The 12,304-nt window shown below is 55.5% G+C and carries 9 protein-coding genes and 2 pseudogenes; 8 read left to right on the top strand and 3 right to left on the bottom strand.

Features of this window, described 5'->3' with window-relative positions; all coding sequences use genetic code 11:
- Positions 1-16: 16 nt before the first annotated feature.
- Positions 17-994, top strand: a pseudogene (locus G113_RS14400) (MalY/PatB family protein); the annotation flags it as partial.
- Positions 995-1,019: 25 nt separating this feature from the next.
- On the opposite strand, the gene G113_RS14395 reads toward G113_RS14400, so the two are convergent.
- The 3 genes from G113_RS14395 to manA form a co-directional block, all read right to left on the bottom strand.
- Entirely contained in the window at positions 1,020-1,802 is a 783-nt protein-coding gene (locus tag G113_RS14395; protein WP_005905346.1) for a hypothetical protein, read from the bottom strand.
- Positions 1,803-2,006: 204 nt separating this feature from the next.
- Positions 2,007-3,893 (bottom strand): PTS fructose transporter subunit EIIC, encoded by a 1,887-nt coding sequence (locus G113_RS14390; RefSeq protein ID WP_005905339.1) that lies wholly within the window; start codon positions 3,891-3,893, stop codon positions 2,007-2,009.
- Between the two features lie 495 nt (positions 3,894-4,388).
- Positions 4,389-5,624 (bottom strand): mannose-6-phosphate isomerase, class I, encoded by a 1,236-nt coding sequence (gene manA / locus G113_RS14385; RefSeq protein ID WP_005905338.1) that lies wholly within the window; start codon positions 5,622-5,624, stop codon positions 4,389-4,391.
- A gap of 137 nt (positions 5,625-5,761) precedes the next feature.
- Here manA and G113_RS14380 point away from each other — a divergent pair, with 137 nt between their 5' ends.
- The 7 genes and pseudogenes from G113_RS14380 to G113_RS22080 all read left to right on the top strand — a co-directional run.
- Positions 5,762-6,634: a helix-turn-helix transcriptional regulator gene (locus G113_RS14380; protein ID WP_005905336.1), complete on the top strand. Its 873-nt coding sequence runs from the start codon at positions 5,762-5,764 to the stop codon at positions 6,632-6,634.
- A gap of 171 nt (positions 6,635-6,805) precedes the next feature.
- Complete coding sequence (gene icd / locus G113_RS14375; RefSeq protein ID WP_005905334.1) at positions 6,806-8,059, top strand: NADP-dependent isocitrate dehydrogenase; 1,254 nt, start codon at positions 6,806-6,808, stop codon at positions 8,057-8,059.
- A gap of 537 nt (positions 8,060-8,596) precedes the next feature.
- Positions 8,597-9,682 (top strand): dTDP-glucose 4,6-dehydratase, encoded by a 1,086-nt coding sequence (gene rfbB, locus G113_RS14370; protein WP_005905331.1) that lies wholly within the window; start codon positions 8,597-8,599, stop codon positions 9,680-9,682.
- Positions 9,682-10,545: a glucose-1-phosphate thymidylyltransferase RfbA gene (gene rfbA, locus G113_RS14365; RefSeq protein WP_005905329.1), complete on the top strand. Its 864-nt coding sequence runs from the start codon at positions 9,682-9,684 to the stop codon at positions 10,543-10,545. Before rfbB ends, rfbA begins: the two co-directional genes overlap by 1 nt.
- Before the next feature lie 10 nt (positions 10,546-10,555).
- On the top strand, positions 10,556-11,107 hold the full coding sequence (gene rfbC, locus G113_RS14360; protein WP_005905327.1) for a dTDP-4-dehydrorhamnose 3,5-epimerase: 552 nt from the start codon (positions 10,556-10,558) through the stop codon (positions 11,105-11,107).
- A gap of 2 nt (positions 11,108-11,109) precedes the next feature.
- Positions 11,110-11,937 carry an NAD-dependent epimerase/dehydratase family protein gene (locus G113_RS14355; RefSeq protein ID WP_005905325.1) on the top strand — a complete coding sequence of 276 codons (828 nt, stop codon included), beginning with the start codon at positions 11,110-11,112 and terminating at the stop codon, positions 11,935-11,937.
- A pseudogene (locus tag G113_RS22080) lies at positions 11,937-12,304 on the top strand (hypothetical protein); the annotation flags it as partial. The gene G113_RS14355 and the pseudogene G113_RS22080, both read left to right, overlap by 1 nt.

Here is a 12,304-nt window from a genome sequence, read left to right as displayed (position 1 = left end):
ACAGTGACGTTCAACGGGGGCGGTGAGCGGCTGGTTTGCCCGCCGCCATGGCGCCAATCTCGACCCCGAGACCCTGGTCTTTGGCCCTTCGGTCATCTATGTGATTGCCCAGCTGGTGACCCTCTGGTCGGCGCCGGGGGAGGGGGTGCTGGTACACACCCCCGCTTACGACGCCTTTGGCAATATGCTGGCCGCCAGCGATCGCCTGCTGCTGCCCTGCCCGCTGCAAAAGAGGGAGGGGCGTTATTACATCGACTGGGCCTGTTTCGAGCAACAGGCGGCGCGGCCCGATTGTCGCATCCTGCTGCTGTGCAGCCCCCACAACCCCACTGGCCGGGTCTGGACCCGGGATGAACTTTCCCGCATGGCAGACATCTGCCTGCGCCACGGGGTGAAGGTCATCTCGGACGACATCCATATGGACATCAGCTTTGTCCCCTATCTGCCCTGGAGCGAGGTGGCACGGGACGATGGTTGGGCGCTGGTCAGTTCGGGTTCCAAATCCTTCAATATCCCGGCCCTTGGCGGGGCTTATGCGTTCATTCCCGATGCGGCGAGCCGGGATGCTTATCTTCGGCAGCTCAAGGCAGCCCATGGCCTCTCCTCCCCACCTATTCTTGGCATCCTGGCCCATATCAGCGCCTATCGAGAGGGGGGGGCCTGGCTCGATGCCTTGAAAAACCACCTGCATGGCAATCTGGCGCGGGTAGCCGAACGGCTCAACGGGGTTTTGCCAGCCATCGACTATCGAGTGCCCGAGGGGACTTATCTCGCCTGGATAGATTTGCGCGGGCTAGGTATCGACTCGACCGAGCGAATGGACGCCCTGCAAACCTTGCTGGTGGAAAAATACCGGGTTGCCATCATGCGCGGCGATACCTATGGCCCGGAAGGCAAAGGCTATATTCGCCTCAACGTCGGCTGCGCACGGCAGAAAGTGGATAAGGGGCTCGACGCCCTGATCGCAGCGCTGCAGGAGCTGCACGCCGGATAAAACAAGCCGCCTCGGGGCGGCTTGTTCATTTCGAGGTCGCCTTTTCAGGCTGGTAGCGGGTCTGCTCAATCTGATCGAAGCGCAGGATCAGGGTGTCGCCCCCCTTGAGGCGATAGGCACAATGGGTGCCATTGCAGGCGATGCGGATATGGGGCTCGTCACCGAGCAAGGGTGACCGGCTATGGGCTTCTGTCGGCGGCCAGCTGCCTTGTTCGAGGCGGGTGATCTGGCTGCGGGCCAGTTCTTCCCCCATGGGTCTGATGTGTTCAGACGCCATGATGACCAGCAAGGAGGGAAGGACAAAAATGGCGAATTTCAAGTAGGCACTTTTCAGCAAAATCAAACAGTTGAAGGTAAAGGGGGCGGGATACCGATGGGCAATTTTTACTCCTTTATGCACGATGGGAAGCAGCACGAAGACGCGAACCAGCCACCAGGAGAGTGTCAGTCGCCACTTCACTTTGAAAAACAGAAAGGAGAGCACCACAAACAGCGCCCCAACTGCCAAGACAAGGGGGAATATATAGGGCAGAAACAGCTTGATAAGCAGGTGAAAACCGTAGAGAAGTGTGACGTCTGCAGGGAGTGAAAACTCGGTGCTATCCAGCCCGAACTGACTCAGGTAGCCGTGGTAATAACGCACTCCCACAACGTAAATGGCCGCTGTCAGCAGCGGGATAGCCGCGCACAGAATGCCGACGAATCCCAGCATGTCTCCTTTCTCTTCATCCTCGTCCTTTGAAACCCGCAGCTCTTGCAGATGTTTCTTGAGCCACTTTCTACGCAGGGTCGTCATATCCAGATCCATCGCTGACCTCCTTCCAGTCAGATTGTTCCGCACTTTGTTGATCTCAGCCCACAGGTTCTGTTGCCCGCATCCGTTGGTGGAGTCGGAGCTTGGTCGCTGCCTTTTCGGTGATGAGGAGCATCGATGATGCTTGCATAAAAACATAACTAAAGGGGCCAAAAGGCCCCTATTTATTTCGACATGATCGATCTGCGACTGGCGGGATCAGGCCACCTTGCTGCCCGTCAGGGTGCGGGCCAGCAATCCTTCCGGGTTGTGGATGGCCTCCTTGATCTTCACATCGATGATCTCGATATCCTTGAAGCGCTCCCGGTGCTTGATGGCCACATCGTGGGCCAGGATGACGCAGCGAGCATTGGCTACGTCCTTGGCGCTGATGCGGTTGATGATGCCGTTGGCGCCCTGAGTCTCTACTTTCAGCTTGATCCCGGCCTTGGCGGCCGCCTTTTGCAGGCTCTTGGCGGCGAGGAAGGTGTGGGCCACCCCTGAGGGGCAGACGGTGATGGCGAGCACTTCTGCCTCACCTTCCGCTTCGATGATCTCGTAGCCGCCATCCGGGGTGGTGACCTCTTCCTCGTCGGTCACCGGTTTTTTCAGCAGGTTGACGATAAGGGCCGTGGTCAGGGCGCCGAGCACTGTGCCCAGGATATAGCCCATCTTGCCTTCCACCACCGGCAGCACTATCCAGCCACCCCAGGGGGCGTGGTTGATGCTGTGCATCATGAAGCCGGTGATGTTGCCGACGATGCCGCCCGCGACTATGGCCGGAATGACCCGCACCGGATCGGCGGCGGCAAAGGGAATGGCCCCCTCGCTGATACCGATCATGCCCATGATGGCGGCCGCCTTGCCCGCTTCACGCTCCTCCTTCTTGTAGCGGCGGGGGGAGAGCAGGGTCGCCAGCGCCATGCCAAGGGGCGGCACGCAGATGGCGATACCGACGCCCCCCATCAGCCAGGGTTGGGTGTTGACCTGGGTCTGGGCGAACAGGGTAGCCACCTTGTTGACCGGGCCGCCCATGTCGAAGGCGGTCATGCCACCCAGGATGGCCCCCAGCATCACCTTGCCGGAGCCCGCCATGCTGGAGAGCCAGTGATTCATCCCCTCCATCATGGCGGCGATGGGCGCACCTATGACCCACATGACGATGCCGCACATCAGGAAGGTGCCGATCAGCGGATAGATGAAGATGGAGCCGAGCGAACTCATGGAGTCCGGTAGCTTGATGCGCTTGAGCTGATTGACGATGAGGCCGGCGATAAAGCCCACCAGGATGGCGCCGAGAAAACCGGTGTGGAACTGCTGCACCGCTATCCAGGAGCCGATCATGCCGGGCGCCAGGCCTGGCTTGTCCGCCATTGAGTAGGCGATGTAGCCGCCGAGCACGGCGGTAAAGAGGGTGAGCCCCGCGATCCCCATGTCGGCCATGTCCTTGAGCACACCCGCCTCGGGCACCGCGCCCTTGCCGCTCATCATCACCGAGAGCGACAGCAGCACCCCCCCCGCGACGATGAAGGGGATCATGTGGGAGGTGCCAAACAGCAGGTGCTGCTTGAGGGTATTGAGCTGGGCCTTGATGCTGCGATCCTGGGGGTCTGGCGCGCTGGGCTGATGCGATGCTGTTACCTGCACCTTGGCGCTGGGTGGGGGGCTAGTCAACAGCCCGAGCACCTCGGCCTTGCTGGTGGCTGCTTGCATCCGGGGGATAAAGCCGGGCTCCAGCAGCTTGGTGGAGAGCTCGGCCAGCACCTCGATATGGTGGTTGGCGCCCCCCGCCGGGGAGGCAATCATGAAGAACAGTTTGGAGGGCTGGCCATCTTCGGCGCCATAGTCGATCCCCTGGCGGCTGATGCCGATGACGATGGCAGGCTGCAATACCGCCTCGCTCTTGGCGTGGGGCAGGGCAACTCCCTGTTCAAAACCGGTGTTGTCGAGGTTTTCCCGCGCCCAGAGGTCGCGCACGAACTGATCCTGATTGGCTATCTTGCCGCAGGCTTTGAGGCGGGCGGCCAGTTCGACAAACATTCCCTGCTTGTCGTTGGCCGCGATGTCGAGGCAGATCAGTCCTTCATCTATCAAGGTGGTGAGCATAGGTGTCTCCTGGCTCCTTCATGAAGCCGCTGCGATGGGGAAGTAATTGACCCGCCTATTGTTTCGCCCTTGCCTCGGTGTGGATATCGGAGATATGTGCCCTTTACTGGATTTTTGTGCCAAGGCCTGGAGTCTGTGACCCTGCTCGCATTTTTTTAGCCATGCAGTGGATGGGGATGAAATTTAATTTTCATTAAAAACAGTATTTTAATGAATTCTTGGGGACAAGGGCGACAACCCTGCTGCAGGTCAGAGAGGCAAAGCAGAATGGAGATTTGTGCGGCATGACCATGGCCAGAAATGTGAGCGGTGTGGCAAAAACAGCGCCGGGTTGTGCATGCAGCCCCTTGAAGGGCATCGACTAGCGCTGGGGATTGAGCAACCAGATCTGCACAACCGTGCAGCAAGAAGGAGGTAGATCAAGCCGAGAGGCAAGGGATAAAAACAAGGGCCATCCATGATGGCCCTTGTGCATGTAGATGCTCATCGAGCTGCTTAGCAGCGGTTGCCGGCGCGGGCGACCCGGCCCTCGCTCAGCAGTTGGTAGTGGCCGGTGGCGGCCGGAATAAAGGCGGACTGGCCCTTGTCGAGGCGCAGCGCGTTATCGCCCTGCTTGAGGGTCACTGTGCCATCGATGGCAAACAGGATCTCGGCGCTGACAGTGGTGAGCTGATGTTCCCCTGCCGGGTAGACGCTGAAGGTGAAATCCGGCACTGGCACATCGAAGTGCTGCACCATGTTTCCGGTCATACCCTCAAGGCGGGGGCTGAGCAGGATCTGATCATCGGGTTTGGCCACGCAGCGGGTGCAATCGAGCAGCTCGGCCACGTCGATATATTTGGGGGTCAGGCCTGCGCGCAGTACGTTGTCGGAGTTGGCCATGATCTCAAGGCCGGTGCCGCGCACATAGGCGTGAGGGGTGCAGGCATCGAGGAACATGGCCTCGCCCGGCTGAAGGGTCACGACATTGAGCAACAGCGGCGAAAACAGCCCCACATCGCCCGGATACTGAACAGACAGACTAGTGACCAATGCAAAGGTCTCTTCATCCTGATGGTTGGCGGCAAAGGCAAGCAGCTCCGCCAGTGCCTGCTCCTTGGGGGCACCGTCCAAAATCAGCAGCTGATGGAAGAAGAGTTGCAGGCCCGCTTCGCCCTGATTGGCCGCGTGAGCGGCGGCAAGGTCCGCGACCAGCGCGGCAATGGCCGCCAGCTTAGCCCGCTCGAACAGTGCCAGGATGGCGGGGATGGCGCGAAAGCCGTTCATCGCCTGATAGGGGGTGAGAGCAAACACCAGCTCCGGCTTGTGATTGGGATCCTTGTAATTGCGATTGCCTGCCTTGGGGTCGATACCGGCGGCTTGCTCCTTGGCAAAACCCAGCTCGGCCTGGGATTTGCTGGGGTGTACCTGGATGGAGAGGGCCTTCTCGGCGCACAGCACCTTGAACAGGAACGGCAAGCTGCCGAAGCGGGCGAGGGTGCTTTCGCCCAGCGCGGCGGCCGGATCGCAACCTATCAGGGCCGAGAGTGTCTGAGTGCCACTGTTGACCTGCACCTCTGAGCAGCCGTTGGGGTGTGCGCCCATCCACAGCTCGGCCTGAGGCTTGCCGTCCGGGTTCGGGATCCCAAACAGTTTGGTCAGGGCGTCACGGCTGCCCCAGTCGTAACCCTGGATTGGGTTTTTCATCAGGAGGAAAGGGGGCAGCAAGGAGGGCAGATCGCGACAACTCATAAGGGACGCCTCTTTTAGTTCGAGTGAGGAAAAAGGTTCGTTTGAAGAAAAGGGTGGAATTGACTGTCCGGCCCGGACTATAACATGGGCGGTCGTGGCCGCCGCAACCGCCTGCTTTTCTCTTGATTGGGATCATCATGTCACTCATTTTCACGCAACTGCTCATTGATGCCATCAATGAGCAGGCCCCCTTCGAGCAAGTCTGGTTTGCCAGCGAGCAAGGGGTGCCCCCCAGCTTCAGCTATCAGGTCAACTTCCCTCGTCTCGAGCTGGTGTTCAGTGGCGAATATGTCAATCAGGTCTGGGACAAGGAGCAGGGCAGCCAGGAGATCCGGATATTGCCGGGACAGGCGCTCTATATCCCGCCCAACGGCTGGAACAAGCCGCAATGGACCACGGATTGCTCCGTGCTGAGCTTGCTGTTTGGCAAGCGTCAGCTCGGTTTTAGCCTGGTGAGCAAGCGCCGGGAAGAACCCGATTTCTTCGATGTGCAAAAACACAGCATCATGGCCAGAGCCGGTCATGTGACAGAACATATTTTGGCGGCGCTCAACGTGCTGACCGAGGATCCTGATCGCTCTCCCACCGATAACCATCTGTTGCTGGCGCTGCTGACCAGTGCGCAGCAACTGCTCGGTACATCGGCGACCGAGCGGCCGCGGGGAGCCGATCTGTTTCATGGGATCTGTATCTACATTCAGGAAAATTTTCATCGCCCCATCAGTCGTGACTCCATTGCCCACCGCTTCAACCTCTCGGCCAGCCATCTCTCCCATCTCTTTCGGGAGCAGGGCCATATGCGGCTGGCCGATTACATCAGCTGGGTGCGGATCGACAGGGCCAAGTTCATGCTCAAAAAATACCGATTCCGACTGGAGGAGGTGGCAAATCGCTGCGGCTACGGCGATGTGAATTACTTCTGCCGGGTGTTCAAGCAAAAAACCGGGCTGACCCCTACCCAGTACCGTGATTTGAGCCAACCCCAGGAGTCGGCGAGTCTGGTGGAGTGACCGTTATTCATGAGGTTTAGCCGCTGGTTTGGCTGGTGGTGAGATGCATTGTGATCCAATGCGCGACTATGGCTTGCGCTTGTTGCTCACCATTTGATTATGTAAATGAATGGGCTAATATGGCCGCGCGCAACTTACAGATTGATAACAAAAGGAAGTTAGGAGATGCCGATGGAAAGCAAAGTAGTAGTCCCGACCCAGGGCCAGAAAATCACAGTGGCAGCCGATGGCAAGCTGACCGTGCCGAACAATCCCATCATTCCTTTTATCGAAGGGGATGGCATCGGTGTGGACGTGACCCCGGCCATGCTCAACGTGGTCAATGCCGCGGTCGAGAAGGCTTACAAAGGCGAGCGCAAAATCGCCTGGATGGAAATCTACACCGGTGAGAAGTCGACTCACATCTATGGCGAAGGCGCCTGGCTGCCGGCCGAAACCCTGGATTTCATTCGTGAATACTGCGTGGCCATCAAGGGCCCGCTGACCACCCCGGTCGGTGGCGGCATTCGCTCGTTGAACGTGGCCCTGCGCCAGGAGCTGGATCTCTATGTCTGCCTGCGCCCGGTGCGTTACTACCAGGGCACTCCTAGCCCGGTCAAGCGTCCTGATCTGACCGACATGGTGATCTTCCGTGAAAATGCCGAAGACATCTACGCCGGCATCGAGTGGAAAGCGGATAGCGAGGAGGCCAAAAAGGTCATCGCCTTCCTGCAAAACGAGATGGGCGTGAAGAAAATTCGCTTCCCCGAGTCTTGCGGCATCGGTATCAAGCCCATGTCCAAAGCCGGTACCGAGCGCCTGGTGCGTGCCGCCATCGAGTATGCCATCGACAACGATCGCGACTCCGTGACCTTGGTCCACAAGGGCAACATCATGAAGTTCACCGAAGGTGCCTTCAAGGATTGGGGCTATGCCCTGGCCCAGAAAGAGTACGATGCCCAGCTCATCGACGGCGGCCCCTGGTGCTCCTTCAAGAACCCCAAGACCGGCAAGACCATCGTGGTCAAGGACGTCATCGCCGACGCCTTCTTGCAACAGATCCTGCTGCGCCCGGCCGAATATGACGTCATCGCCTGTATGAACCTCAACGGCGATTACATCTCCGATGCCCTGGCCGCTCAGGTCGGTGGTATCGGTATCGCCCCGGGTGCCAACATCGGCGACGGCGTCGCCCTGTTCGAGGCAACCCATGGCACTGCGCCGAAATACGCAGGCCAGGACAAGGTCAACCCGGGCTCCCTCATCCTCTCCGCCGAGATGATGCTACGCCACCTGGGCTGGGTCGAAGCGGCAGATCTGGTCGTGCAGGGGATGGAGCGCGCCATCGCCAACAAGACGGTCACCTATGACTTCGAGCGACTGATGGAAGGCGCGACCCTGCGCTCTTGCTCCGAGTTTGCTCAGGACATGATCGACCAGATGTAATCTATTGATTTTTATCTGATAAAGGCGGCTTACCTTCTCGGGGCCGCTTTTTTTTGAGGGGGGTGTTGAGGTCAAATGTCAAATCGAACATCTATTATTCAAATGGATATGAATGCTGACAATGGGGATTCTAATGGGTTCCTTTTCCGGTGGTAAATCGATCGAACGCGCCTCTGGCAATTCCTTTTTGGTATCTCTCTGCGGGAGGAGGATGTTAGAATCATCAACAGTTTCAATGAGTATCGGCGGATGTGCATAAGGGAAAATGAGTATATTAGAGATGACGATTTAGCATCATCCTATCACCATTATCCACACCATCTGGCAGTGCAAAGTGTCATCAAAGGTAAATGCCATGATCCTTGCGCGCGCACAATGTGGTCAAAAGCAGCAAACTGGGGGCTGTAACCCAGGGGCGGTAGCTATGGTGTTTGAGATCATTACTGTAACCACAGGCTATTAACTTACACCATTGTACCAATCAGATACTTCCTGCTAATCCCATTTCAGAATTAATTCTTATTCAAGAGCATATTTATGAAAATACTCGTTACCGGCGGGGCTGGCTTTATCGGTTCGGCAGTCGTTCGCCATATCATTAGGGATACTAATGACTACATTGTCAATCTGGATAAGCTCACCTACGCGGGCAATCTGGAGTCACTGGCAGAGGTATCGGCCAATGAGCGTTACACCTTCGAGCAGGTAGATATCTGCAACCGTGCCGAGCTGGATCGAGTATTTACAGTGCATCAACCGGATGCCGTGATGCATCTTGCGGCCGAGAGCCACGTCGATCGCTCCATCACGGGCCCGGCCGATTTTATCGAAACCAATATCGTCGGTACCTACATGCTGCTGGAAGCGGCTCGCGCTTACTGGAATGGTCTTCCTGAGCCGCGCAAGTCTGCTTTCCGCTTTCATCATATCTCCACCGATGAGGTATATGGGGATCTGCCTCACCCGGAGGAGGCTGCCCCTGGCGAGGCCTTGCCGCTCTTTACCGAAACCACCCCTTATGCCCCCAGCAGCCCCTATTCCGCTTCCAAGGCCTCGAGCGACCATCTGGTGCGCGCCTGGCGTCGTACCTACGGACTGCCGACTGTAGTCACCAACTGCTCCAACAACTACGGCCCGTATCACTTCCCCGAGAAGCTGATCCCGCTGGTGATCCTCAATGCCCTGGATGGCAAGCCGCTGCCTGTGTATGGCAAGGGGGACCAGATCCGTGACTGGCTCTATGTGGAAGACCATGCCCGTGCCCTCTATATCGTGGTGACCAGAGGGGTGATGGGTGAGACCTACAACATAGGTGGTCACAACGAGAAGCAGAATCTGGAAGTCGTGTACACCATCTGCGATCTGCTCGATGAGATGGTGCCCAAGGCCGGCTCCTACCGCGATCAAATCACCTATGTGACCGACCGCCCTGGCCATGACCGCCGTTATGCCATTGATGCCAGCAAGATGAGCACCGAGCTCGCCTGGCAACCGCAAGAAACCTTTGAATCCGGTATCCGCAAGACAGTGCAGTGGTATTTGGATAACCAACAGTGGGTCAACAACGTGAAGAGCGGATCCTATCAGTCCTGGATCGATCAGCAGTACGAGGAGAAGAAGTAATGAAAGGCATTATTCTGGCAGGTGGTTCAGGCTCTCGCCTTCATCCCATCACGCGCGGCATTTCCAAGCAACTGCTGCCGATTTATGACAAGCCGATGATTTACTATCCTCTCTCGGTGCTCATGTTGGCTGGCATCAAGGATATCTTGATCATTACCACTCTGGAGGACTCAGAGAGTTTTCAGCGCCTGCTTGGCAATGGTGAGCAGTTCGGCATCAATCTGCAATATACGGTGCAGCCATCACCGGATGGATTGGCTCAAGCCTTTATTTTGGGTGAAGAGTTCATTGGTGAAGACAGTGTCTGCCTAGTACTTGGCGATAATATATTTTTTGGACAGGCATTTGGCAAGCAGCTGCAAAAGGCGATTGACAATCAGGAAGGTGCTACCGTATTTGGTTACAAGGTTATGGATCCCGAGCGTTTTGGTGTTGTCGAGTTTGATGAAGAGTTTCGTGCCAAGTCTATAGAAGAAAAACCGGAAAAACCAAAATCAAATTGGGCCGTAACCGGTTTGTATTTTTATGATAACTCCGTCATCGAGATCGCCAAGGGCATCAAGCCGTCTGAGCGTGGTGAGCTCGAAATCACCAGCGTTAACCAGGCATATCTGGATCGTGGTCAGCTGAAGGTAGAACAGCTGGGCCGTGGCTTCGCATGGCTTGATACCGGTACCCATGATTCTCTGATTGAAGCTTCTCAGTTCGTGCAAACCGTTGAAAAGCGCCAAGGATTCAAGATCGCATGTCTTGAAGAGATTGCGCTTAATAATGGCTGGTTGAACCGTGACCAAATCAAGACTATTGGCAGCAGCATGGTGAAAACTGGTTATGGCAAGTATTTGTTGAGTCTGATCAAATAAGAGATACGACATGAATGTAATCAAAACAAAAATTGCAGACCTGCTGATTATTGAGCCGAAAGTATTTGGTGATGAGCGTGGTTTCTTTTATGAGACCTATCAGGATGCGCGTTACAAGGCCGCCGGAATCACGCCGGATTTCGTCCAGGATAACCGCTCGCGTTCTACACAAAATGTACTGCGCGGTCTGCATTTTCAGAAAACCAAGCCACAGGGAAAACTGGTCACTGTGACCCAGGGCCGTGTATTTGATGTTGCCGTCGATTTGAGGCCAGACTCCCCTACTTTTGGTCAGCATGAATCTGTCTTGCTGACGGGAGAAAACAAGGTTCAGTTTTACATTCCGCCTGGATTTGCCCATGGTTTCTGCGTACTGAGTGAAACTGCCGATTTCCAATACAAATGCACCGATTACTATGACCCGACCGATGAAGGCGGGTTGCTGTGGAATGATCCCGCGCTGGCGATCGAGTGGCCGTTGACGGCGCCGCTGTTGTCACCAAAAGACAGTGTGCAAGCCACGCTGGCCCAGATCCGTGACAACCTGGTGAATGGGTGGTAAGCATGAAACGTTACACAGTATTTGGCGGGCGGGGCTTTATCGGCAGCGAGATCGTCAGCATGCTGGAAGCTGCCGGCCAGGACGTCTGGGTGCCGCCGCGCGACGATGAAAGTGTATTTGACACCGATCTGGGGACTGTGATCTACAGTGCGGGGCAGGGCGACTGCAAGAATGCCCCGCTGGGCGTGTTTGATGCCAACTGTCGTTTGCTGGCCGACCTGTTGGCACTAGGCAAGTTTGAGCGTCTCCTTTATGTCTCTTCCACCCGTATATACATGAACCAGGACTCGGCGGCAGAAGGAGATGACCTGAAGGTATGCTCCGATGATCAGCGCCGGTTGTTCAACCTGACCAAGCTGGTATCAGAAGAGCTCTGTCTGAAAAGTGGCCGCGATATTACCATCGTCAGACCGAGCAATGTCTATGGCGTTGCCCTGCACAGTCCGCTCTTCCTGCCGGCGATCACCCGTAATGCCATCAATCATGGCAAGGTCGATATGTATATTGACCAGGATTATGCAAAGGATTACGTTTCGGTGACGGATGTTGCCCGTGCTTGTATCACCTTGGCCACTCATCCTGAAAGTGTGGGACAAATCATCAATATCGCCGCAGGATATAATATTACGGCTAAACAAATAGCTGATGTCTTACAGAAATTCACAGCATGTGAAATCGTGTGGCATAACATTGCTTTCCCGAATGAAAACTTCCCTCAGACAGCTATCAGTAAGATCATATCTCTTATCCCTGATTATAACCCAAGGAATGTACTCGAAGACATTGAGTTGATGATAGCGGAATTTAAAACTCATTTGGCATCACACTGATGAGTGGATTTAATAGACTACTGAAAAACTCAGTAGCAAATATAATCAATGGTTTTTCAAATGTAATATTGGGGATAGTTATATCCCCTTTCTTATTGCAACGTCTACCAATTGATAGCTTCTCGATATGGAATTTGAGTATTCAAGTTGGAGCGTTTTTTGTCTCTCATTGGTTTTGGATGTCAGTTGACTGTTGCGAGAAACATTACAATCGCGAGAGAAAAACAAGACTCTATAATGGAGCACCAGATAATAAAAATGGTATTATTTTAAGCTCGCTAGGTATTTTAATTAGTTGTCTATTATTGGTTTTAATTTATAATAATTTTTATTCTTTATTTAGTGAAGTAGAAGGGATTGAAGCATC

Source organism: Aeromonas molluscorum 848 (assembly GCF_000388115.1).
GTDB lineage: Bacteria > Pseudomonadota > Gammaproteobacteria > Enterobacterales > Aeromonadaceae > Aeromonas > Aeromonas molluscorum.
This window is presented reverse-complemented; position numbering and strand designations above follow the sequence as displayed.